24 protein-coding genes are annotated in these 24,237 nt (G+C 29.8%); 13 read left to right on the top strand and 11 right to left on the bottom strand.

Translation table 11 applies throughout. From position 1 onward, the window contains the following. Positions 1-12 precede the first annotated feature (12 nt). The 5 genes from ABNT65_RS07890 to ABNT65_RS07870 all read left to right on the top strand — a co-directional run bounded on the left by ABNT65_RS07890 (position 13) and on the right by ABNT65_RS07870 (position 5,658). On the top strand, positions 13-1,323 hold the full coding sequence (locus ABNT65_RS07890) for a hypothetical protein (RefSeq protein WP_348704742.1): 1,311 nt from the start codon (positions 13-15) through the stop codon (positions 1,321-1,323). A gap of 7 nt (positions 1,324-1,330) precedes the next feature. Further along, a complete protein-coding gene (gene lptC / locus ABNT65_RS07885) occupies positions 1,331-1,900 on the top strand; it encodes an LPS export ABC transporter periplasmic protein LptC (protein ID WP_348704744.1) in 570 nt (189 codons plus the stop codon). Then, entirely contained in the window at positions 1,900-2,097 is a 198-nt protein-coding gene (locus ABNT65_RS07880) for a hypothetical protein (RefSeq protein WP_348704746.1), read from the top strand. The genes lptC and ABNT65_RS07880 overlap by 1 nt, the downstream gene beginning before the upstream one ends. Positions 2,098-2,105: 8 nt before the next feature. After that, positions 2,106-3,398: a hemolysin family protein gene (locus ABNT65_RS07875; protein WP_348704747.1), complete on the top strand. Its 1,293-nt coding sequence runs from the start codon at positions 2,106-2,108 to the stop codon at positions 3,396-3,398. 139 nt (positions 3,399-3,537) lie between these two features. Further along, on the top strand, positions 3,538-5,658 hold the full coding sequence (locus tag ABNT65_RS07870) for a peptidylprolyl isomerase (protein WP_348747611.1): 2,121 nt from the start codon (positions 3,538-3,540) through the stop codon (positions 5,656-5,658). A 336-nt stretch (positions 5,659-5,994) separates the two neighbouring features. Here ABNT65_RS07870 and ABNT65_RS07865 read toward each other — a convergent pair whose 3' ends face one another. Then, the gene (locus ABNT65_RS07865; RefSeq protein ID WP_348704750.1) at positions 5,995-7,779 is read right to left on the bottom strand and encodes a T9SS type A sorting domain-containing protein; all 1,785 of its coding nucleotides are present in this window, start codon (positions 7,777-7,779) and stop codon (positions 5,995-5,997) included. Between the two features lie 365 nt (positions 7,780-8,144). Here ABNT65_RS07865 and ABNT65_RS07860 point away from each other — a divergent pair, with 365 nt between their 5' ends. The 3 genes from ABNT65_RS07860 to ABNT65_RS07850 are packed head-to-tail and all read left to right on the top strand — an operon-like array spanning position 8,145 to position 9,321. Beyond that, the gene (locus ABNT65_RS07860; RefSeq protein ID WP_348704753.1) at positions 8,145-8,315 is read left to right on the top strand and encodes a hypothetical protein; all 171 of its coding nucleotides are present in this window, start codon (positions 8,145-8,147) and stop codon (positions 8,313-8,315) included. After that, positions 8,302-9,102, top strand: a complete 801-nt coding sequence (locus ABNT65_RS07855; RefSeq protein WP_348704756.1) for a hypothetical protein — start codon at positions 8,302-8,304, stop codon at positions 9,100-9,102. Before ABNT65_RS07860 ends, ABNT65_RS07855 begins: the two co-directional genes overlap by 14 nt. Before the next feature lie 15 nt (positions 9,103-9,117). Then, entirely contained in the window at positions 9,118-9,321 is a 204-nt protein-coding gene (locus ABNT65_RS07850) for a hypothetical protein (RefSeq protein ID WP_348704758.1), read from the top strand. Here the strand turns inward: ABNT65_RS07850 and ABNT65_RS07845 are convergent. After that, positions 9,313-9,726: a hypothetical protein gene (locus ABNT65_RS07845; RefSeq protein ID WP_348747610.1), complete on the bottom strand. Its 414-nt coding sequence runs from the start codon at positions 9,724-9,726 to the stop codon at positions 9,313-9,315. The genes ABNT65_RS07850 and ABNT65_RS07845 overlap by 9 nt on opposite strands. Positions 9,727-10,259: 533 nt before the next feature. Then, positions 10,260-11,660: a dihydrolipoyl dehydrogenase gene (gene lpdA / locus ABNT65_RS07840; RefSeq protein ID WP_348747609.1), complete on the bottom strand. Its 1,401-nt coding sequence runs from the start codon at positions 11,658-11,660 to the stop codon at positions 10,260-10,262. 134 nt (positions 11,661-11,794) lie between these two features. Here lpdA and ABNT65_RS07835 point away from each other — a divergent pair, with 134 nt between their 5' ends. Together ABNT65_RS07835 and ABNT65_RS07830 are read left to right on the top strand one after the other, a co-directional pair. After that, a complete protein-coding gene (locus tag ABNT65_RS07835; RefSeq protein WP_348704765.1) occupies positions 11,795-12,265 on the top strand; it encodes a heme-binding domain-containing protein in 471 nt (156 codons plus the stop codon). Between the two features lie 2 nt (positions 12,266-12,267). Further along, entirely contained in the window at positions 12,268-13,503 is a 1,236-nt protein-coding gene (locus tag ABNT65_RS07830) for a glycosyltransferase (RefSeq protein ID WP_348747608.1), read from the top strand. Between the two features lie 472 nt (positions 13,504-13,975). On the opposite strand, the gene ABNT65_RS07825 is transcribed toward ABNT65_RS07830, so the two are convergent. The 6 genes from ABNT65_RS07825 to ABNT65_RS07800 all read right to left on the bottom strand — a co-directional run bounded on the left by ABNT65_RS07825 (position 13,976) and on the right by ABNT65_RS07800 (position 19,316). Next, positions 13,976-14,293, bottom strand: coding sequence for a hypothetical protein (locus tag ABNT65_RS07825; protein WP_348704770.1), 318 nt, complete (start codon positions 14,291-14,293; stop codon positions 13,976-13,978). Positions 14,294-14,453: 160 nt separating this feature from the next. Continuing rightward, positions 14,454-16,472, bottom strand: coding sequence for a M3 family metallopeptidase (locus tag ABNT65_RS07820; protein WP_348747607.1), 2,019 nt, complete (start codon positions 16,470-16,472; stop codon positions 14,454-14,456). A gap of 79 nt (positions 16,473-16,551) precedes the next feature. Continuing rightward, complete coding sequence (purE, locus tag ABNT65_RS07815) at positions 16,552-17,031, bottom strand: 5-(carboxyamino)imidazole ribonucleotide mutase (protein ID WP_348738902.1); 480 nt, start codon at positions 17,029-17,031, stop codon at positions 16,552-16,554. A 3-nt stretch (positions 17,032-17,034) separates the two neighbouring features. Further along, positions 17,035-17,667: a hypothetical protein gene (locus tag ABNT65_RS07810; RefSeq protein WP_348747606.1), complete on the bottom strand. Its 633-nt coding sequence runs from the start codon at positions 17,665-17,667 to the stop codon at positions 17,035-17,037. Beyond that, entirely contained in the window at positions 17,667-18,824 is a 1,158-nt protein-coding gene (locus ABNT65_RS07805; protein ID WP_348704777.1) for a 5-(carboxyamino)imidazole ribonucleotide synthase, read from the bottom strand. Before ABNT65_RS07805 ends, ABNT65_RS07810 begins: the two co-directional genes overlap by 1 nt. Positions 18,825-18,890: 66 nt before the next feature. Continuing rightward, positions 18,891-19,316, bottom strand: coding sequence for a hypothetical protein (locus tag ABNT65_RS07800; RefSeq protein ID WP_348704778.1), 426 nt, complete (start codon positions 19,314-19,316; stop codon positions 18,891-18,893). A 99-nt stretch (positions 19,317-19,415) separates the two neighbouring features. Between ABNT65_RS07800 and greA the strand changes: the two genes are divergently transcribed. After that, positions 19,416-19,889, top strand: coding sequence for a transcription elongation factor GreA (gene greA / locus ABNT65_RS07795; RefSeq protein WP_348704779.1), 474 nt, complete (start codon positions 19,416-19,418; stop codon positions 19,887-19,889). 116 nt (positions 19,890-20,005) lie between these two features. Next, positions 20,006-20,398, top strand: coding sequence for an HIT family protein (locus ABNT65_RS07790; RefSeq protein ID WP_348704781.1), 393 nt, complete (start codon positions 20,006-20,008; stop codon positions 20,396-20,398). Positions 20,399-20,485: 87 nt separating this feature from the next. Here ABNT65_RS07790 and ABNT65_RS07785 read toward each other — a convergent pair whose 3' ends face one another. Together ABNT65_RS07785 and ABNT65_RS07780 are read right to left on the bottom strand one after the other, a co-directional pair. Beyond that, positions 20,486-22,105 (bottom strand): T9SS type A sorting domain-containing protein, encoded by a 1,620-nt coding sequence (locus ABNT65_RS07785; RefSeq protein WP_348738900.1) that lies wholly within the window; start codon positions 22,103-22,105, stop codon positions 20,486-20,488. A 37-nt stretch (positions 22,106-22,142) separates the two neighbouring features. Further along, positions 22,143-23,294, bottom strand: coding sequence for a HAMP domain-containing sensor histidine kinase (locus tag ABNT65_RS07780; protein ID WP_348747605.1), 1,152 nt, complete (start codon positions 23,292-23,294; stop codon positions 22,143-22,145). Positions 23,295-23,373: 79 nt separating this feature from the next. Here ABNT65_RS07780 and ABNT65_RS07775 point away from each other — a divergent pair, with 79 nt between their 5' ends. Then, entirely contained in the window at positions 23,374-24,234 is an 861-nt protein-coding gene (locus ABNT65_RS07775) for a flavin reductase family protein (protein ID WP_348738898.1), read from the top strand. Positions 24,235-24,237: the final 3 nt, after the last annotated feature.

Genomic DNA, 24,237 nt, shown 5'->3' with positions numbered 1-24,237 from the left:
AACAATATAACGATGAAAAAATTTACGTATTTATTATCAGGGGTATTTTTGTTTGTAGCTGTAAACACAACTAAAGCACAAGCAAGTCAAGAATGTAATGTAAAGTATAACCTATTTAAAGGGAATGCAATAACCAAAAAATATGATGCTGCTAAACCAGATTTAGAGTATTTATTAACTAACTGTGCTAAATTATCAGTTAATATATACAAATATGGAGCTAAGGTTGCGGATAAGACAGGGGACCATGCTTTAATGAAAAGAGTGTATGAGGCTAGATTAGTCAATTTTCCTAAAAAAGGAGCGGCTAAGGCACACAGTGATTACGCAACTTATTTAATTAAAAATAAATTAGGAACAGATGCAGAAATATTTACTTTATTAGAAAAAGCATACAAATTGTCTCCTAAAGATATGGGAGTTAAGAATATCTTTAGATATTTTAAAGGTATTGTAGAAAAAAATAAAGACTCTAATCCACAATTAGTATTTGATACTTATGATGATGTGGTTGAATCAGTACAAGAAAAGTTAGATGATTATAATGTGAAAATTGCAAAATTACAAGCTAAAGAAGAGGCTGGTACAATTGGAGCTAAAGAAAAAAAGAGATTAAAAGCGTATACAATCAATTCTTCATCTTTAGGAAAGGTTGAAGGAGGTTTAGATGCTATGATTTCTGAAATAGCTACTTGTGAAAGATTAATACCTATATACAGCAGAGATTTTGAAGCTAATAAATCTAATGGGGTTTGGTTAAAAAGAGCTGTTTCAAGGATGTATAATAAAGGTTGTCAAACAGATCCTTTATTTGAGAAATTAGCAAAAGCTTATGCAGATGTAACTCAGTCTGCAGATGCCTTTAACTTTATTGCTGGTGTATTAGAAAGAAATGGAGATAGAAGCGGAGCTAAAGAAATGAGAAAAAAAGCATTTGATCTAGAAACTGACCCATTAAAGAAAGCTAAATTAAAACTTAGAGAAGCACAAGGTAAAGGAGGAGCAAGAGGTAGAGCTTTAGCTTATGAAGCATTAAAATACAATCCTAATTTAGGTAAAGCTTATTTATTCATTGCTAGTTTATATCAGAAAAGTGCTAACTCATGTGGTACTGATGAGTTTGAAAAGAGAATGGTATACGTAGCAGCTTTACAAAAAGCATTAAAAGCAAAAAAAGTAGACCCTGGTTGTGGAGCAGGTAGATATATTTCAAGTTATAGAAAGAATGTGCCTTCAAAGAAGTTAGTTTTCCAAAAAGGAGTTTCTTCAGGTTCTTCTCACAAAGTAGGATGTTGGATAGGTGAAACGGTTCGCGTACCTTAGTAGTCATATGAAAACTAAACAAAATATAATTTTTAACATTGCTATCATTAGTTTGATGGCAATGTTTTTTTCTTGTACTAATAGTAAAAAAGAAGTACAAGATTTTTTAGCAGATAAAAATTTACCCATTGCAATTGGTAAAGATGTTTTTCATGTTTATAAAGACTCAGGTAAAATTACCTCTAAGTTAATAACCCCATTATTACATGATTTTACAAATAGAAAAGAGCATCCATATAATGAGTTTCCTAAAGGAGTAAAAATTATAAGTATAGAAAAAAATGGTGTCGACTCTACAACTATAACAGGAAAGTATGCCCTAACTTATAACAAAACTAGAATTTCTGAAATAAAAGAAAATGTAGTTATCATTAATCATACAGAAAAAAGTAAGTTAGAAACCAATCAGTTGTATTGGGATCAAAAAGAAAAATATTTTTTTACAGAGGATGGGTTTAGGTTAACTACCCCAACTGATACAATAAATGGATTTGGTTTTGAGTCTAAAGAAAACTTATCTAAATGGATTGCAAAAGATATTACAGGAAAAATAGAAACTAAAGAAAACGATTTATAATGAATACATTATGGAAATACCTACAATATGGTTATTTAATTGTAGGAGTTATTTTTTTTATAGAAGGAATACTAAAATTTAATTCAGATCGAACACAGGCGTTTATTATGTTTGGTTTTGCTATATTTATTACGTTAATTTTCTTCTTCAAACGTCACTTTAGAAGAAAGGTAACTAATAGAAATAACCAAAAATAACTTACTATATGGAGGTAGACCTACTCATTATTTTTATATCTATATTGTTATCTGCTTTTTTTTCAGGAATGGAAATAGCGTTTGTGTCAGCTAATAAGTTGCATATAGAATTAGAAAAGAAAAGAGAAGGTTTATTGCCTAAAATTCTAGCTAAACTCACAGAAAAATCTTCTAAGTTTATTACAACAATGCTTGTTGGTAATAATGTGGCCTTAGTTATTTATAGTTACTTTATGGGGAAGTTACTTATGGGGTGGTTTCAAACATTTTTACCATCTGATAATGAAGTGATAAATTATATGTTGTCAGATGTAAGTTTATTAACCCAAACTTTAATTTCTACATTAATAATTTTAGTAACAGCAGAATTTTTACCCAAAGCAATATTTAGAATTTATGCAAATGAAATGCTAAAAATATTTGCGATCCCTGCGTATTTTTTTTACCTGATTTTTTACATAATAACTTATGTAGTAACTAAGATTTCAGATTTCTGTTTACGCGTATTTTTTAAAACAAAGGAAAATGAGGTGCAAACTGAGTTTAGTAAAGAAGAGTTAGGAAACTATATTTCTGAGCAGTTAGATGGTGGAAATGATGAAGAAAAAGTGGATTCTGAAATACAAATTTTTCAAAATGCATTAGAGTTTCATAAAGTAAAAGCGCGTGAAATAATGGTGCCTAGAATTGATGTAGTAGCTATTGATATTCATGACTCTGTAGTGAATTTAAGAGATTTATTTATTGAGACAGGTTTGTCTAAAATTTTAGTGTATAAGAATTCATTAGATGACATAGTAGGATATGTAAATGCTTTTGAATTGTTTAAAAAGCCAAGAACAATTCGTTCAATATTACTACCAGTAGAATTTGTTCCAGAATCAATGATAATTAATGATGTTCTAGGTGCTTTAATGAAAAAAAGAAAAAGTATAGCTGTTGTAGTAGATGAATATGGAGGAACCTCAGGAATTATTACAGTAGAAGATATAGTAGAAGAATTGTTTGGTGAGATAGAAGATGAGCATGATACTCAAGAGTTTTTAGATGAGAAACTAAGCAATAATGAGTTTAATCTTTCAGCCCGTTTAGAAGTTGATTATCTAAATGAGGAGTATAGTTTGAATATTCCTAAAGAAGAAGCTTATGAAACACTGGGAGGTTTTATTATAAATCATACTGAAAACATTCCAGAACAAGATGAAGTATTAGTAATAGGAGGTTTTGAGGTTAAAATACTAAAAGTTAGTGCTTCAAGAATTGATTCAGTATATTTTAGAGTGGTTCAAAAAGAGGATTAAAAATTTATTGTTTTTACAAAAAGTATATAACTTCAAAATTTGTAAAACAGCTAATTATCTTAACTATCCTTAAAAAAAACATTGCATTATTAAATGTGAAATTGTATTTTCGCACACTGTTAATAAAATAAACTGACGTATGGCAATTTTATCGAAAATTAGAGAACGATCAATGTTCTTAATTCTTGTTATTGGTTTAGCGCTTTTCGCTTTTGTATTAGATCCTTCAACAATTTCAGACTTCTTCAATGCAAGTAAAGTAAATGAAGTAGGTGAGGTAAATGGAGAGAGTATTTCTAGACAAGAATTTGTAGAAGCTTTAGAAGCATATAAAACACAAACTGGAAATAGAGTATCTGAAATGCAAGCGGCTAAAACTGTTTGGAATAATTTATTACGTCAAAAAATATATAAATCTCAATTAGAAGAGGCAGGAATAACTGTTGGTGAAGCTGACATTATGAATGCTTTATTTGAGTCTTCTGCAGTAAAAAATGACCAAAGATTCCAAACTTCAGGAATTTTTGATAAAAGCAAACTAAAAGAGCATTTAGCTAACATTAAAGCAGAAAACAGTCAAGAATGGAAAGCTTGGCAAAACTATATGGTATCTTTAAGAGATAATATAGAAAAAACAGCTTATGATAATTTAGTAGCTTCTGGTTTGGGGGCTTCTTTAAAAGAAGGTGAGGCCAAGTATTTGTTAGAAAATACTAAGGTTTCAGGTAAGTATGTATATGTACCTTATACATCAATTGCTGATAGTTTAGTGGCAGTAACTAAAGGTGATGTTAAAAAATATATTGAAGCAAACCCTAATAGTTACCAAGTAGAAGCATCAAGAGATATTAAGTTTGTAAAATTTGATATCAAGCCTACAACAGCTGATGAGGAAGCTTTAAAAGCTGATGTGGCAAAGTTGATTAATGATTCGGAAATTAATGGGACTCCTGTAAAAGGATTAAGAAATACTACTGATTATGCTTTTTTCTTTGAAGACAATCAATCTGATCTATCTTTAGATGAAAAGTTCAAATTTAAAGTAGAAGTACCTCAGGTAATAGCAGATAAGCTTTTTGAAGGTAAAGAAGGAGATGTTTTTGGTCCATATAAAGATGCAGATCACTTTAAATTATCAAAAATAACAGAAGTAACTCAATTACCTGATTCAGCTCAGGCTAGACACATTTTAATTCCTTTTGTAGGAGCTTCAAGTGCAGATGCATCAGTTAAACAAACAGAAGAAGAGGCTAAGAAGACAGCAGATAGTTTATTAACAGTTGTAACTGCAGATAAATCAAAATTTGAAGATTTAGCAAAAGAATTATCATCAGATAAAGGTTCAAAAGATAAAGGTGGTTTTTATGATTGGTTTGGGTACAATAGAATGGTACCTGAGTTTAGAGACTTTGTATTCAAAGGTAAAAAAGGAGACATGGGAGTTGTAAAAACAGCTTTCGGATTCCATGTAATAAAAATTGAAGATCAAAAGAACTTTCAGCCAGTATTAAAGTTAGCTACTTTTGGACGTAAAATTGAAGCTTCTGAAGCAACAGAAAATACTGTGTTTCAAAATGCAGAAACTTTTGCTTTAGATTTAACGAATGGTAAAAAGTATGATGAGGTTGTTAAAGAGAAAAGTTTATTTTCTCAACCAGCAGTTGGTTTAAAAGCTTTAGACGAAAATGTTCCAGGAGTAGGAAATGAACGACCAATTATTTCTTGGGCTTTTGAAAAAGAAACTAATGTTGGAGATTTTAGACGTTTTGATGTAAATGGAGGTTATGTAGTAGCTATGGTTACAGCTAAAACAGCTAAAGGATTAATGCCAGTTGAGAAAGCTACAACTAAAGTTAGACCAATTATTGTTAATGAGAAGAAGGCAGAAATGCTTAAAGCTAAGCTTACAGGTGCAACATTAGAAGATATAGCTAAGGCGTCAAAGCAAACTGTAAGAAATGCAACAAATGTTAATTTACAATCGCCAACCATTTCTGGAGTAGGATATGAGCCTAAAGTAGTAGGAGCAATGATTAATGCAAAGGAAAGCAAGGTGTATAATCCTGTTGTTGGAGATAGAGGTGTATTTGCTTTTGTAGTAAACAAAAAGGAACTACCTACAGCTTTACCAAATTATGATACCTATAGAAAAAGAATAGCTAATGAAAGAAAAAATAAAACTTATCAAATGTATGAAGCTGTTAAAAAAGCTTCTAACGTTGAAGATAATATTAATTATTTCTACGGTATTCAAGAATAGAAAACAAGTTGTTTAGATAAATATTTAAAAAAGCTCGAGTAATATCACTCGAGCTTTTTTAGTAAAATAAATCGAAAATAGCACAACTAACCTTGCTGACTAAAACCTCCTTTATTATGGGGATAATTCCATAATAAAGGAGGTTTTGTTCCTCACGTGTGTATGTTTTGTTTTTCTTTTTAATCCAAGCTTAAAATTGACTGCTTTTTCTATGAGTAAATTTACATCAGAACTAATTTTAGTTATAGTTTATGTTTATTAAAAATCGCAACCAATAAATATTGATTGCGATTAAAACAAATAATAAACTTGATAGTAATTATATTATAATTGGCATTATTTCTTTATTACTTTAAATGTTTTCTGTATTCCATTTCTATTTACATTTAAAAGATATAAACCATTAGTTAAATTAGAAGTGTTTAATAGGTAAGTATTCCCATTATTATTTAAATTTTTAGTAATAATTTTTTGACCATGAATATTGTATAGACTCACATCTATTTGAGTATTTTTAATAATAGAAGCATCAATAATTTGTAATTCATTAGAAATTAAATTGGATTTAAGGCTTAAAAAAGAGTCGTTAGTGAATGATTGTTGCAGGCTTTTTAGTTTAGACACGTTTAACTCACCTACTGTAAACCCAGTTATTAAAGACCTTTTAAAGTCTGTATGTTTTCCAGTAATAAATATACTGTATACTCCTTCATCAAAGACAGAAGTGTTAAGTCTAAAGTCTTTTGTTGTTCTATTACTGTTTAAAGAATACATAAAAGTTTCTTCTGGAGATTTATTACCTAATAAATTATTTGTCTTAGTAATTGTCATATTCACTTCTATATTATCAACTTCAGCATTGGTATTGATAAATGAAATAATAAGTTCCTTATCCTTTTTTTTGAAGATCATTTTAGGTCCATTTGGTTGATGCACTAAAGCAGTATATTTCCCTTTTGCTTCTAACTCAATTTTATTAGATAAACTATTTAAAACATAAGTGCTATTGAGTGGGGTGTTATTGTTTCTACCTCTTAGTCTTTCAATTACACCGTTATTTGTTTTCAATTCAAGGTCAGAATGCTCTATAGTATGAAATAAGTTTATAACTGCAGAACTATTCCCTTTATCTAAATAGATGTTATCATAATCATTTTCGGAATGAATAATTTGATAGTCGCTGATAATTTTAGAGTCAATATTTTTTGAGGAGTTATTTGATACAGGTGTTCTTTCTTTTAAGCCTTTTAAATATGGTAAAATATGTTTCCAAGTATATTGACCTAATGCAACATCAATATGGTCTAATTTGGACGCTCCTTTGCTAAAAACGTATTCTCCATTAGGGCGTAAAGTACTACTATATGGAGCAACACCATCGTTTGTACCTTGATGAAGGTACAGTATACCTCCGCTAGCTAACATTAATGGAGCTATTGGTGTATGACCACTAGCAAATCCTGATGTACCTAAAATAACGAATTTTTCTGGTTGGTTGTTTGGATGATTATCAAAAAAAGGACGGACTACATCTTTACTATAGTAAGTAGTAGAAGTAGCACTACCTTCATTAAGCCCTGTTTTTTTCCATAGCCAATTAAACCACCATTGTTGTGATAAATCAGCTAAATAGGTTCCCCAATATGGTGTGCCTAAAGCAAAAACTTTTTTAACTTTGTTGTACTTTCCATGATGAAACATAGCTACTTCTGAAGCTTTTCCTCCATTGCTATGTGCAACAATGTAAACCTCTTTTACTTTATATTTTTCAGTAATAATATCTATGGATTCTGCTAGTAATTTTCCGTTTTCCCACATACCTTCACCTCTAGTTGTGGCAACAAATACAGCTTGATAACCTGCGTTATAAGCTTCTTCGTAGTATGTGTTATTTGAAAAATAGAGTTGATTTAAATCTATATAACCATGGTTGAAAATAATAACCTCTCCATTATAATTTGAAGGCTTAGCACCATAATGGATGGTAGAGTTGATTAGTGGACCAATAAAGAATGAACTCAGATTCTCAGGAGTTGGTAGTTGTTTTTCAATAAAGTTTTGACAAAATGAGGCATGGGTAATCATGATAAGGCATAAAGCCTTTAATAATTTTAATTTCATTTTTGAAGGGATTAATGTTAATTAATTTAAATATATGTAAAATAATAGTGTTAAAAATAAGTATAAGTTACTTTTTTGAAATGTTTATATGTAGTTTGTTGTTTTTTAGTTGGTTAGTTTTTTGTTCAGGAATAGATTCTTAAATATAAATAAAGAGTATTCTAAGGGGTGTTGAGTAAGTTGCTAAGGGTAAACCCTTAGTTGTGAACTAGGGGTATTAGGTATTTTTTTTTTATAAAAAAGGTTTTAAGTTTGGTGGTGCTGAACAAACTTAACTAACTATTAATCAATTGTAATAAGTTGCTATAAACTTATAAATACTTTTATATTTACTCAAGTAATTAATTTAAAATTATAGAGTAAATATGAAAAAAACAGTATTATTTTTTTTAGTTGTTTTTAGTTTAGTTGTAAGTGTTAGTTGTACTGATAACACATTAGAAGAAATTAAACAAAATGAATTACAAAAAAGAAACAGACTTGTTGACCCTTCAGACAACGGCGTCCTTGACACAGAAGATGATGATGAAAGTTAAATTGAGACCTATGGTTTTAGGCGTAGCTTCTTTTCTTATAGTTGCTATGTCTATTTTTCATATTTTTTTTTCTTCCGTATCAGATGAGTATTTGGCTCATAAAAAAACACATAAGCTTATATTAAAAGAAAGAGATTCAAAAACTATTGAATTACTTAATGAATTTAACGAAAAAGTAAAATCTATAAAGGATAATAAATCTATGCTTTTATTGTCAAATAAGTTATTAAAAGATTATAAAAATCATTATAAAGAATCAAAAATAAAATTGAAAAATTATAATGATAAAAAAAGAAAACTAGTAATAGAGCATTCGTTTAGAGGTAGAAGTAGCTTTCATTTTTGGTTATTCATTTTTGGTTTGGTAACTGCATTATTATTTTTCAGTTGTAAGTCATTGTATGATGATATTGTAAAAGGGAGTGCCTATAAATTTCAATTCCTGTCATTAACAGGAATAGCAGTATCTTTTTTCTGGTTAATACACTTATTTTTCTTTACTCAAAAAGATTTCTCACAGAATAGTTATGTGGCATTTATTTTACTATGTGCAATTTTATCAACCTTTTTCGTCTATTTTTTAGTTAAAAATTATACTTATAAAGATGATATTATATTAAAGCAACTGTCATTAATAGATAGAATTAAAACAATACATTATCCTAAAATAGCTATTAAAGCATTGTATTCTGAAAGAAATGATAGAGCGTTGAATAGTAATGAGAGTGTAGAAGATAATACAAATGCTTTTGATAAAGATATACTAGTAACCTTAAACAATATTTAAAGAGCTATGAAAAAAATGATAAAACTTCTAGAGATTTTTTTTAAAAGAAAAACATATTCAACGCCAGATCAGGTTAAGAATAGAGAGAAAATGACAATTATAGAAATTGCTCAAAAAGTAATAGAAGAAGAAGAAAAAACGTTAGTATTGAGAAATGAGTTAGAAAAAAAAATGAGTCAGTTTTTAAATAAAACCACTAATAAACCATTATTACTTTAGTTTATTATCAATTAGTTTTTCATATTTGTCAATTTTTTCATACATGCTTTGAAGTTTCTTTTGTTGTTCAAAGTTTGAAAATAATGAAACAATAGCCTCTATTTTAGGTTCATCTCTAAACTTATCAGCATTGGCTAAAATGTAATCTAAAATACTTTCAATACTTATAGATTCTAAATCGTCAATATTAGCATCTTTTAGCATAGTGCCATTCCCAGTAATTAGCCAAGAAATATTTAAGTCTGAATATGTTTTTGTAATCTTTAGTAATAATTCACTATGAATTTCAATATTGTTATCTATTGAATGACTTATTACTTCATTAAAATCACCAATACTTATTTCAAAATCTGTGACTGAGATGTTTTTAAATACTATAAATTCTTTAATTCTATGTATAATCATGATGTTAGGTAAAAATACTTGAAAGGGGAATATCTATTTTTAAGATATTAGCATATCTACTTCTAACAAATATATTGATTTTTAAGATGAAATAATAGTTGTTTAAGTACAAAAAAGAAGTATTCTCCAACTTAAGAATACTTCTTATCAAACTAATTTTAGCTTATATAAAAAATGAAAAAGAATACTTTAATAAGTATAATGTAAAAGTATCTTATTTTATTAATGAATTTTGAGTTAGGTAGATAAAATTAGAAAAAGTTTAGATGTTTTTTAAGCTTAGTAGTGCTTTGTTAGAGTAATTATATCATTTAAACATAAACTGATATAGCTTTTGTTATTATAAAAATAAAAAGGCTCTCAATTAATTAAGAGAACCTAGATAATAAAAGTTACTTTTTCTTCTTTCCTAAATAAAAAATAACTAATGTCTATAAATAGGAAACATTAAAAGTTAAAAAGTCACAATATTTATAAAAAAAACTGTCTAATTTTTAGACAGTTTTCGTGTTTTATAATTGTAGTATTTTAAATTAAGCATTTAAAGGTTGCCCATCCCATGCGGCTTTAGCTGCTTCTTTTACAGCTTCCGAATAAGTTGGGTGCCCGTGACAAATACGAGCTAAATCTTCAGCAGATGCTCTATATTCCATTGCAACGGCAGCTTCCATAATTAAGTCAGCAACACGTGCACCTACCATATGAACACCTAATACTTCATCCGTATTTTTATCAGCTAAAACCTTTACAAAACCATCAATATCACCACTTGCTCTAGATCTACCTAAAGCACGCATTGAAAATTTACCAGCTTTATAATCAACCCCAGCGTCTTTTAATTCTTGTTCTGTTTTACCAACAGCAGCAACTTCAGGCCAAGTATATACAATACCAGGAATTAAGTTATAATCTATATGAGGTTTTTGACCGGCTAAATATTCGGCAACAACAACACCTTCTTCTTCTGCTTTGTGAGCTAACATAGCACCACGAACAACATCACCAATAGCATATATATTACTAACGTTAGTTTGTAAATGGTCATTAACATCAATTTGTCCTCTTTCACTAACTTTAACACCCGCTTTATCTAAAGCCAATCCATCTGTATAGGGACGACGACCTACAGAAACTAAACAATAATCTCCTGTGAAGGTTACTTCTTCTCCTTTTTTATTAGTAGCTTTAACTATTACTTCATCACCATTTCTTTCAACAGAAGTAACACCATGACTAACATTGAATTTCATACCTTGTTTCTTTAAAACTTTGGTTAGTTCTTTAGAAACATCTTTATCCATTGTAGGTGTAATGGTTGGAGCATACTCAATAACTGTAACATTAGCCCCTAAACGTTTGTATACAGAACCTAATTCTAAACCAATAACTCCACCACCAATCACTAATAAGTGCTTAGGTACTTCTTTAAGTTTTAAAGCTTCAGTAGAAGTAATCACACGTTCTTTATCAATAGAAATAAAAGGTAATGTAGAAGGTTTAGATCCAGTAGCAATAATAATATCAGTACCTTCAATTACTTCAGAAGAACCATCATTTTTAGATATTTTAACATGAGTAGCATCTTCAAAAGAACCTAATCCTTCGTAAACCTCAATATTATTTTTATCCATTAAGTATTTAATACCTCCAGTTGTTGTTTCTACAACATTTGCTTTACGAGCTACCATTTTTCCAAAATCAAAAGAAGGTTTTTCAACTGAAATTCCATGCTCTTCAAAATGATGTACCGCATCGTAATAATGATGAGATGAATCTAATAAAGCTTTTGAAGGAATACATCCAACATTTAAACAGGTACCTCCTAATGTAGCATACTTTTCTATAATAGCTACTTTTTTTCCTAATTGAGCGGCTCTAATGGCAGCTATATACCCACCAGGACCAGAACCAATAACGATTACATCGTATTTCATTGTTGTTTATTTTTTAAAGCTAATAAGCTTAAATTATTTAGTTCTTTTTTAGGTGTACAAATGTACAATTATTTGTGATATTATACCTTACAACTAAAGAATTACTATTTTTAGCATTTTAAAATTATAACGTAATGAAAACAATAAAAAGAGTAGCAGGTGTTGTGTTAGTTGTATTAATAATTAGTCAGTTTTTTCAGCCTAAACAAAATGAAAAAGGCTATGTAGAAGTAGATGAGTTTTTAGTACAAACAAAAGCATCTGAAAACGTAAAGGAAATACTTACCAAGGCATGTTTTGATTGTCATACTAATAAAACACAATATCCTTGGTATAGTAAAATAACACCTGTAAATTTTTGGATGGCACACCATATTGAAGAAGGAAAAGAACACTTAAATTTTGATACGTGGAATAGTTACTCTTTAAAAAGAAAAGAGCATAAAATGGAAGAGATTTATGAAGAAGTAGAAGAGAAACATATGCCATTAAAATCATACACATTGACTCATGGAGATGCTAAATTAACAGAAGAAGAGGTTAATTTAATAGTAGCTTGGGCAAAAGAAGCAGAAGGGAATTATAAAAAGCAGTTAGAGAATTAGTATTGAAAAAACAGATTTTAATAATAGGTTATGTTTGGGTTGAACCCAATTCTTCTGCAGCAGGCAGTAGAATGCTACAATTAATAGAGTTGTTTAAAAAAAACGAATATGCTGTAACTTTTGCCTCACCAGCACAGAAAAGTGAGAAAGCTATTGACTTATCTGAGTTAGGGGTAAATGAAGTTTCTATAGTGTTAAATGATTCTTCTTTTGATATTTTTATACAAGAGTTAAGTCCAACGGTAGTTCTTTTTGATCGATTTATGATGGAAGAACAGTTTGGGTGGAGAGTAGCTGAGTATTGTCCAAAGGCTTTACGAATTCTAGACACAGAAGATTTACATTTTTTACGAAAAGTGAGACATCAAAAATTTAAAAAAGGTGAGATTTTTGAGGAAAGCTCCTTACTTGCATCTACAGAAGCTAAAAGAGAAATAGCTTCAATTCTACGTTGTGATCTTAGCCTAATTATTTCTTCTTATGAGATACAATTATTACAAAATGTTTTTAAAATAGATAAAAACTTAGTGTACTACTTACCCTTTCTTTTAGATAAAATAGAGGATGCACAGGTTGAGCTATGGAATTCTTTTGAGCAAAGAAGTAATTTTGTTTTTATAGGGAATTTTTTACATGCTCCAAATATGGATGCAGTTATTCAATTGAAGCAAAACTTGTGGAGTTTAATTAGAAAGAAAATCCCAGATGCTGAATTGCATGTATATGGAGCTTACGAAAATCAACAGGTAAGAGAGTTTCATAAACCGTCTGAAGGTTTCCACTTTAAAGGCTATGTTAATAATGCACAAAAAGTAGTGGAAGAGGCTAGGGTTGTTTTAGCGCCATTAAGATTTGGAGCGGGAATAAAAGGAAAATTAACAGAAGCTATGATCTGTGGAACGCCTAGTATTACTACAAATGTTGGAGCAGAGGGAATGCATGGGAATCTACCTTGGAATGGGGGAATAGAAGAGAACTTTGAAAGGATGGCTGAAAAAGCAGTTGAGCTATATAATAATAAAGTTACTTGGATTAAAGCTCAACAAAACGGAGTTGTTATTATTAACTCAATTTATGATAAAGAAATTATAGGTTCCCCTTTTATAAGTTTTATTGAAGATTTATATAGCAGGTTAGAAAAGCATAGGCAACATAATTTTTTAGGTAATTTATTACAACACCATACAATGCAAGCCACAAAATATATGAGTAAATGGATAGAGGAAAAAAATAAGTAATAAGAAAAGGAACAACGTTTAATATACTTTACAAACTATAAAATCAATTAATTAAACCCAACTTAATTGTAATAGCTATTAATAAAACCTTCTACTTTTTTATAAATTTAATAGCTATGTTGATTAAATAAAGCTTTTTAAACGTGTTCCTTATTTTTAATATTATAAATAAGTTTTAAAACAAACTTTTTAAATAGTAATTATTTACTTAAATTTGGTAATATATAAAAGGAACATCAATCGAATCGCTCTATAAACGATAAAATCAATTAATTAAACCCAACTTAATTGTAATAGCTATTAATAAAACCTTCTACTTTTTTATAATTTAATAGCCGTTGATTAAAATAAAGCTTTTCAAATTGTGTTCCTTTAGTTTTGCGTTTAAACAATAAAGTGCTTTTAAAGTTAAAACATTATAATACAGTTATAAAATAACTATATCATTAAGTATATATAATAAAGAAAATTTTTACGAACACACAGTGTAAGGTGGGGCTCTAAGTCTTTTTAATGTTAATACTATTGAAGTGGTATTAGTATTAATGTAATTATTAATGTTGTTATCAACTGTTATAATTCTAGAAAATTCAGGTAAGGTTACAGAGAAGCCATTAAATGAAGAAAGAGAAAAATAACAAACCTCACAATCACTTTCTGCTTTTTGATGAAGATGTGTTGTTTTTTTATGACAATCATGGTGTACATCTTCCTCATGATGATGATGAGTAGCTTTAACAATAGAAGGCAACATAAAAATAAGCACTAGGAAAAGTGCGTTAATTTTCATTAGTATGTTCTTATTGTTTTTCACTTTGAATAATTAGTTGCGGCTAATATACTAATTTTATCAATAAAAATAAAGTTTATTTATTATATTATAATTGGGTATTTTGAAACTATTCTCCCAAAACTTTTAAAAGTAGAAAAGCTTTAGGAGAAGTTAAATTTTATAATAAACCAGCACGTTTTAAAAGCGCATCAGCATTAGGTTCTTTACCTCTAAAACGTTTGTAAAGTTCCATTGGTTTTTCTGTACCTCCTTTTGAAAGAATATGATCCTTAAATTTTTTGGCAACGTCTTTATTAAATACACCTGCTTCTTTAAAATATTCAAAAGCATCTGCATCTAAAACTTCTGCCCATTTATAAGAGTAATAACCAGCTGAATATCCTCCTTGAAAAATATGAGAGAAAGCAGTACTCATACAATTTTCTGATACTTCAGGGTATAATTGTGTTTTTTGGAAAGAAGCGCTTTCAAAATCTTTTACAGAAGTAATGTTTTGAGGTGTTTTATTAGCGTGCCAAGCCATATCTAATAGTCCAAAACTCAATTGACGTAAAGTTTGCATTCCTTCATGAAAACTTGCTGATTCTTTTATTTTTTCAACATATTCCATAGGAATTGTTTCACCGGTTTCATAGTGCTTCGCAAATAACTCTAAAGCTTCTTTTTCATAACACCAATTTTCTAAAATCTGACTAGGTAATTCAACAAAATCCCAAGATACAGAGGTGCCCGATAAACTCTTATAAGTAGTATTTGCTAACATACCATGTAAAGCATGTCCAAACTCATGGAACAAGGTAGTAACTTCATTAAAAGTTAATAAAGAAGGTTTGGTTTCTGTTGGTTTTGTGAAATTACAAACAATAGAAACATGCGGACGAATATTCTCTTGTTTAAGAATTTGCTGAGACTTATATGAGGTCATCCATGCACCATTTCTTTTACCTTGTCTTGGATGAAAATCAGCATATAAATAAGAAATAAAGTTTCCTTCAGTATCATTAACAGCATAAGTTTTTACATCTTCATGATATTTATCAAGAGAGTTAACTTCTTTAAAGGTTAAGTTAAATAAGCGTTTGGAAACTTCAAAAACACCATTGATAACATTTTCTAATTTGAAATAAGGTTTTAAAAGTTCTTGATCTAAATTATATAATTCCTTTTTTAACTTTTCTGAATAATAAGCACCATCCCATTTCTGTAATTGGTCTATATTATCTAGTTTTTTAGCATAATTTTCTAGATTAGAAAACTCACGTTTTGCTGCGGGTTTGGCTTTCTCTAATAATTCATCTAAAAAAGTTAAAACTTTTTCAGAGTTTTCGGCCATGCGTTCTTCTAATACAAATGCAGCGTGTGTTTCATAGCCTAGTAAATTTGCACGTTTTTGTCTAAGGTTTACAATTTTTAAAATGGTCTCTTCATTATTGTTTTCATTATTTTGAAAACCTCTTTTACCAAAAGCAATAGCTAACTCCTTTCGTAATTCTCTATTTTCAACATAAGTCATAAACGGAATGTAACTTGGATAATCCAATGTAATTAACCATCCCTTTTTCTTACGTTGCGTAGCTAACATTTTAGCGGCTTCTTTGGCGCTTTCAGGTAGCCCGTTTAAATCATTTTCATTAGTAATAAGCATTTCAAAAGCATTGGTGTCAGCTAAAACATGTTCACCAAAAACCAATGATAATTTGGCTAATTCAGAGTCAATTTTTCGTAGTTCATTTTTATCATCGTCATTTAAATTAGCTCCATTACGTGAAAATTTTTTGTATTGTTTATCCAGTAACATTTTTTGTTCTGGAGATAAGTCAAGTTTTTTTTGTTGATTGTAAACATTTTTTATTCTAGTGAATAAATTATCATTTAAAATCATATCATTCCTAAATTCACTTAACCAAGGAGATACTTCTTTAGCAATGGTTTGAATTTTGTCATTAGTTTCAGCAGAATTCAAATTAAAAAAAATAGAAGTAATTCTTCCTAGTTTACTACCTGTATTGTCAAGTGCCTCTGTCGTATTTTCAAAAGATGGATATTCAGAATTTTCTGCAATAGCCTTAATTTCTTTTTTGGCAATTTGGATAGCTTCTTGTATGGCTGGTTTAAAGTTTTCTTCTTTTATAGATGCAAAAGGAGCAGTATCAAAGTCTTGTAAAAGTGGATTCATTTTAAACTGTTTTGATAATTAATAAAACCTCACAAATTTACAATTGGTGAGGTTCATATAGTATTTGGTACTAAGGTACTTATTTTTTTACGCTTTCAGAAGCTTTTTCTACTTTAAGCTTTAAACCTTCTTTGTATGCTATAATTTTATCCAATACGCATTTATCTGAAGCACCAATAATTTGTGCAGCCAAGATTCCAGCATTTTTAGCTCCATCTAAAGCAACGGTAGCTACAGGAACTCCTCCAGGCATTTGTAAAATAGATAAAACAGAATCCCATCCGTCAATAGAGTTTCTACTTTTTACAGGAACGCCAATAACTGGTAAAGGGCTCATACTAGCAACCATCCCAGGTAAATGTGCAGCGCCACCAGCTCCTGCAACTATGGCTTTTATTCCTCTTTTGTGAGCATTGGTAGCATAATCAAAAAGTTTTTCAGGAGTACGGTGTGCAGATACAATGTCTACTTCCACCGGAATATCAAAACTTTCTAAAATATCAATTGCATCTTGCATTATTGGAAGATCAGAATCACTTCCCATTATAATTCCTACCATAATTTATCTAGTTGTGTTTAATTTTTGCAAATAGCTTTTCACGCCAAATTCAGGACTTGATAAAATATCAATGCCTAAGTTTTTAAGATGTTTTTTAGCACCATCCATAGAAGCTTGTGCTAAAAACACGGCTTCAACTTTTGGAGCAATTTCTTTTACATATTTAGCTATAGTTTGTTCGTATTTTTCTATGTTGTTTTCTAAAAAGTGAGGCCAAGCTTCCGTAGCATCACAGTTTATAATGATTGTATTTTTATTTTGTTTTGAAATTTCTTGTGTAACTAGTTGCTGGCTTACCTTTTGTGTAGAGGTTACAGTGTAGGCTATTGCTATATCATTATAGTTAGTTACTAAAAACTCAACAACAGGAGCATCTATTCTGTATACATTATTATATTGTTGGCAAGCTTCTCCATAAGTAGAGCATGTGCAAATAATTATTTGAGGTTGGTTATTTTGTATTTGTTTTATCTCTTTTTCAAAACCAATTAAATCTAAAGAAGCTTTTTTAACAGCATAAGTTAACAAGTCTTCATTTACATAATGTTGAATGGAAATATCTGCATCATACTTTCTAACCAAACTTTCAAAACGATCTATATGAACTTCAGAGGTATGTAAAAATGCAATAGCCATTATTTGCTAATAACTTTTATAGTTTCTTTTACCTGTTGTGCTATTTCTCTAGCTTTATTAATGTCTGAATTAACAATAGTTACATGTCCCATTTTACGGAAAGGCTTGGTATGTTTTTTCCCATAAATATGTGGAGTAACGCCTTCTATGCCTAAAATTTGCTCTATGTTTTGATAGACAACATCACCAGTATACCCTTCAGCTCCAACTAAGTTAACCATAATACCAGCTACTTTACTCTCAGTATTTCCAAGAGGAAGATTTAAAATACTTCTAACATGCTGTTCAAATTGATTGGTATAACTTGCTTCAATAGAATAATGCCCTGAATTATGAGTTCTAGGAGCTACTTCATTTACTAGAATATGATCCTCTTTAGTTTGAAACATTTCAACAGCTAATAAACCAACAAAATCAAATGCATCCGCTACTTTTAACGCTACGTTTTTAGCTTTTTCAGCTACTGAATCATCTATTCTAGCAGGACAAAGTACATATTCTACTTGGTTAGCTTCTGGATGAAATTCCATTTCAACTACTGGGTAAGTTTTGGTTTCTCCTTTAGCATTTCTTGCTACTATAACTGCTAGTTCATTTTTAAATGGAACTAACTTTTCAGCAATACATTCTCCCTTTGGTAAGCCTTCTAAATCTTGAATAGAACGAACCATCTTTACACCATTACCATCGTAACCAAACCTTGCAGATTTCCATACAAAAGGAAGTGTAGCTTTTTGATTACTTATAGCTTCTTTTAAATTATCTAGAGATGAAAATCTTAAAAATTCAGCTGTAGGAATATTGTTCTCTTGATAAAAAGCTTTTTGTAGTGCTTTATTCTGTATAGTTCGTAAATTACTTGGTTTTGGATAAATGCTTAAACCTTCAGCTTCTAGTTTATCTAAAGCGTCAATATTAACATTTTCAATTTCAATAGTTAATAAATCTACTTTTTTTCCAAATTGATAAACTGTATCAAAGTCTAATAAATCACCTTGATGAAACTCATTGCTTATCTGCGCACAAGGAGCTTCATTATTAGGATCTAAAATGGATGTGTAAATATCTAGTTTCTGCGTTTCTGTAAGTAACATTCTTCCCAATTGTCCGCCTCCAAGTACGCCCAATTTAAAATCTGAAGAAAAATAATTTTTCACGATAAATTTGTTAGTAAGTTGTGTTGTAGCTGCAAAAATAAGAATCTATTTGTTACTAGGTTTAAATTAATTAGATATTTGTAAACTACTACCATTTTGTGAAACATTATAAAGTTTTGCACCACCTTCACAATTATTGGTTCCTTTAATAATGCTACCATTTAACATACTATATTTACTATTGTCGCAAGAACATTCTAATACAGGTGGGTTTATAATCATTGGTGTGCTACAATCTTTACTAGGGCATTCTCTATCTATAGCTACATAAGGTGTAAAAGACCCACCAGTACCTTTGTTAAATAAAACAATATTACGAGAACTTCCACTAATTTCTGCAGTTCCATTAGGAGTTAAAAGCCCATTTAATTGTGGTGTATTTAAATCTAAAGAAATAGGGGCAATACTATGGTTAAAACAACTGTTAATAGGTGTGTCACTACTACAGTTGGTTAATAATGCTAATAGCATGATGCCTAGAAGTTTTTTCATAATGTTTGAAAATATTGTGTGACGAATTTACGAAAATTTCTTACATTTGTAAGACGATCTCATCCCTGACGGAATGAGATTTTTAAATTTATTGAAGTTATGAGTAACGTATCATATTACACTGAAGAAGGACTAAAAAAGTTAAAAGAAGAGTTAGCACATTTAGAACAAGTAGAGAGGCCGCGTGTATCTCAAGAGATAGCAGATGCAAGAGATAAAGGAGATTTAAGTGAGAATGCAGAGTATCATGCAGCTAAAGAAGAACAATCTTTATTAGAAACTAAAATAGCAAAACTTAAAAATGTAGTAGCTAGTGCACGTATACTTGATGAGAGTCAACTAGACACTTCTAAAGCTTTAATTCATTCTATAGTAAAAATAAAGAATACTACTAATGGTATGGAATTTACGTACACATTGGTTGCTGATAGTGAAAGCGATGTAAGAAATGGTAAACTATCAGTAAATTCACCTATAGGTAAAGGATTATTAGGTACACAAGTAGGCGATATAGCTGAAATAAAAGTACCTAATGGAATTATGAAATTTGAAATCTTAGAGATTTCTAGATAAGTGAAATTTAGTCCATTAAATCATGAAAAGAAATCGGATTTTGACACTGTCAAAATCCGATTTCTTTTATATTTGTGAACAAACAAACTATACAAAACTTTAAAACAAAAAATAATATGGCAAGTATTTTTACTAAGATTGTAGCTGGAGAAATTCCTTCATATAAAGTTGCCGAAGATGAAAACTTTTTCGCTTTTTTAGATATTAGTCCTAATGCTAAGGGGCACACATTGGTGATCCCTAAAAGAGAAGAAGACAAGCTGTTTGATTTGTCAAAAGAAGAATACGATGGATTAATGTCTTTTTCTTATAGAGTAGCAAAAGCGCTAGAAAAAACGATTCCTTGCAATAGGGTAGGTATGAGTGTTATTGGATTGGAAGTACCTCATGTACACGTACACTTAATTCCTATCAATAAAATGGGAGATATGCGTTTTATAGACAAAGAAACCTTAACAAAAGAGGAATTTGTTGAAGTTGCAGAGGCAGTAGCAAAAAACTTTGAGTAAAAACAATATTTAATACCACTTTTTGAATAACAAAAAAACCGATGAAGCATATCATCGGTTTTTTTATATTTTTAATGTAAATTACTCTTACTCTACTAAAGTTTTTAAACTAATACTTTTTTGATTATCAAAAGTTAAGTTAATAATGTAAATCCCCTTAGAATAGTTTCTTAAGCTGATTTTAGTATGTTTGTTAGCTAATTGACTATTGATAGTTCTTCCAGATAAATCAATAACCTTTATTCTTTTTAAGGTAGTGCTGTTATTACTTTGTTTTACATGCAAAATTTTATTTTCAATAAGAACATCAATACCTTTTAAATAAATGTCATCTTCCACATTTAATGTACAATTTGGTCCTTCATTACACGCACTCACTTCTTCCCAAACATTATGCTCTCCAGGAATTTCATTAGGGTTAGCCCACCATTTATTTTTCCAAATTTTACACTCATAATACACTTTAGTACCAGTAGTAGGATATTCGTTAGTTTTTACATATTCAGAAGTATCACAATAAGTGTTAGAAGTATCACTACCACATCCTTGTGCACCTCCAGTATAAGGCGATAAACTAAAATCATTTGCTTGACTAATAGCTGTAGTTTTATCAGTTCCATTCAAAACTTTACTAGCTACATTTAGATAAGAATAAGCAGAACTATTAGTACCTTTCATTAATAACTGCCAAATCATAATACCATCATTTCTGTTTCCTTTATCAGGATGATTCGTAATGTGATGAGAAAGATCAGCGGTATTTTCATGAGTGTATTCATAAAATGGCCCCCAAGGTTCATCAGGATAATGAATTCCTGCTACTACATCAAATCCATAAGTTTTTGCATAATGCGCATAAGCATCATACATAATAGCTCTATTTTTACTTCCACCAGCATTGTAACCTTGATAGGCAATAATATCAATTTTATCACCAACGCTTTTAATTACAGGAATCATGTGTCCGGTAGCAGAAAAACCAAAAAGGTTAATACCGTTGGTTTGTGCTTCACCTTTATATAGGTTGTCATCATTTTCTCCTGTTAGTGTATTTCTTTTTTCAAAAGCAAAAGGAGAGGCTGTGTCATTGTTTGTTTGTCCTCCAAGGGCTCCAACTCCACTAGGAGCACAAGCTAAAACATAACCTTCACTTCTAGGCATTAACGCTCTAGATTTGTTAAAGAAGTCTATAAAGTGTTGTACATTTTCAGTATTCCCAATAGTTGCAAAAGATCCTGAAGGTTCAAAATCCCAGTCAATACCCACACAACCTAAATCATCTACTAAATCTTTTATTTGTTGGTAATTAATTCTTTCATAAACAGTATCGTCTCTCCAAAAAGTTTCACCACCAACAGATAGTATAACTTTAATTCCTTTGTCTTTTAAAGCAGATACACTTTCTTTTAATAAACAGCCATCATAAGGAACTTCAATACCTGTTTTAGAAAGGTCATAAGAACCTTTTTCATAAACCAAATCTGGTTTTGCAAAAGATAAGAATACATAGTTCACAAAATTAGGAATGTTTCTTAGCTTAGAATCTTGATTGGCGCCAGCATAACTTTCAGACCACGAAGGGAAGTATGCAAGAATAATAGGGTCAGTACTTTTCTTAGATTGTGAAAAAGAAAATTGACTGATAAGTATTACAAAAAGTAATAAACTTTTTACAACACATTGCTTAAGGGTGCAATAATTTTTCATCAAGGGGTAATTTTAGTTAAATAACTTTTGAGTTTATTTAGGTTTTGTTTAACATTATTTCGAAAGTAGTTCCTCTATTCAATTCAGATTTCAAAACAAAAATTTTACCTTTATGATAATCTTTAATAATTCTTTTAGATAAAGATAAACCTAATCCCCAACCACGTTTTTTAGTAGTAAAACCAGGTTTAAATATTTGTTTGAACTGAGATTTTGGAATCCCCTTTCCTGTGTCAGAAACGTGAATTTTAAGGTATTTATTGTGTTCAGAAATTTTTACAACAATGCTACCTTTCCCTAACATGGCGTCAATAGCATTCTTTATAAGGTTTTCAATAACCCATCCGAACAATTCAGTATTAATATTTGCTAAAATTTTATTATTGGAGCTTTGAAATGAAAAAGATATTTGTTTAGAACTTCTAGATTCCAAATAGTTAAAAACAGTTTTTGTTAAAGTAACTATATTGTGAGGCTTTAACTCTGGAAGCGAACCGATTTTAGAAAACCTATTGGCTATTATATTTAAGCGATCTACATCTTTTTCTATTTCTGAAATATACTTATCATTTACACGTTCCGTTCTTAAAATAGCTATCCACCCTAATAAAGAAGATAAAGGAGTACCTATTTGATGAGCAGTTTCTTTAGCCATACCAGTCCAAAGCTTATTTTGTTCAGCAATTTTACTCGAGGTAAATACCATATAAATAACAATTAAAAAAAGCCCTAGTATTAATAAAAGAGCAAGAGGATAATATTTTAATTTATATAATAAATCAGAGTTTCGGTAATAAACATATTGTTTATCGGTATTTTTATAACTAATCTCAATAGGTGCATTTTGGCTTTTCATTAACTGTAGCTGGTTAGCTACATATTTAGGGTTAGATAATTTAAGGCTATCTAGGTTTTGTGTGTCAATAATCTGACCATTAGCGTCAGTTAATATTAAAGGAATATTTTTTATGTTTTCAATAACTTTTCCTTCTATATTGAATTGATCATTTAAGTTTTGATTGGCAGAAAGTTCTTTCATCGCAGCAGCAAAAAGCTCCATCTTCATCCGTTCTTCATCTTTAAACTTCTGAAAAAAAGTATAGGTATTCCATAAAATAAAAGAAACAATCACTACAGAAATTAAAACGGCAATACGTTTTAGCCAAAATGTATTATTAAAAAAAGTCATGCATCAAATATAAACCATTACTAGTTATAACATCTTATCTAAAACTGTATTATATTTACACATAAAATAAAATACATATATGTTATCTATAAATCCAAAAGATATTCCAATAGCCAAGTTACATAGTTATCTTTTAGGAGCCATTGCACCAAGACCTATTGCTTTTGCAAGTACTATTGATAAAGAAGGAAACCCTAATTTATCGCCTTTTAGTTTTTTTAATGTTTTTGGAGCAAATCCGCCAATTATGATTTTTTCTCCTGCAAGAAGCGTACGAGCTAATAGTACCAAGCATACATTGGATAATGCTGAAGAAGTAAATGAAGTGGTAATTAATGTAGTTAATTATGCAATTGTTCAGCAAATGTCTTTAAGTAGTACCATGTACCCAAAAGGGGTAAATGAGTTTGAAAAGGCTGGATTGACTATGTTAGCTTCAGAAAAAGTAAAACCGTTTAGAGTTGCAGAATCTCCAGTACAGTTTGAATGTAAAGTTAAAGATATTATATATACAGGAAATGAAGGTGGCGCAGGAAATTTAATAGTTTGTGAAGTAGTAAAAGTTCATATAAATGAAGATGTTTTGGATGAAAGTGGAGCTATAGACCAGCATAAAATAGATTTAGTAGCCAGAGCTGGAGGAAATTACTACACAAGGGCTAGAGATGGATTTTTTGAAATACCTAAACCAATATCTACCTTAGGAATTGGAGTAGATAAAATACCTTTTGAAGTAAGAAACAGTAAAGTTTTAACAGGTAACAATTTAGGAATGTTAGGAAACGTAGAACAAATACCATCTAATGAAGATGTTAATAACTTTGCTAAAGAACAAGCACAATTTGTAGGATTATCTGAAGAAAAAAAGCATACTTTTGCACAAGAGTTTTTAGAAAAGAATGATGTAGAGAGTGCTTGGAAGGTACTTTTAATTAAATAGAAT

Source organism: Tenacibaculum sp. 190524A02b, from assembly GCF_964036645.1.
GTDB classification, from domain to species: Bacteria; Bacteroidota; Bacteroidia; order Flavobacteriales; family Flavobacteriaceae; genus Polaribacter; species Polaribacter vairaonense.
This window is presented reverse-complemented; position numbering and strand designations above follow the sequence as displayed.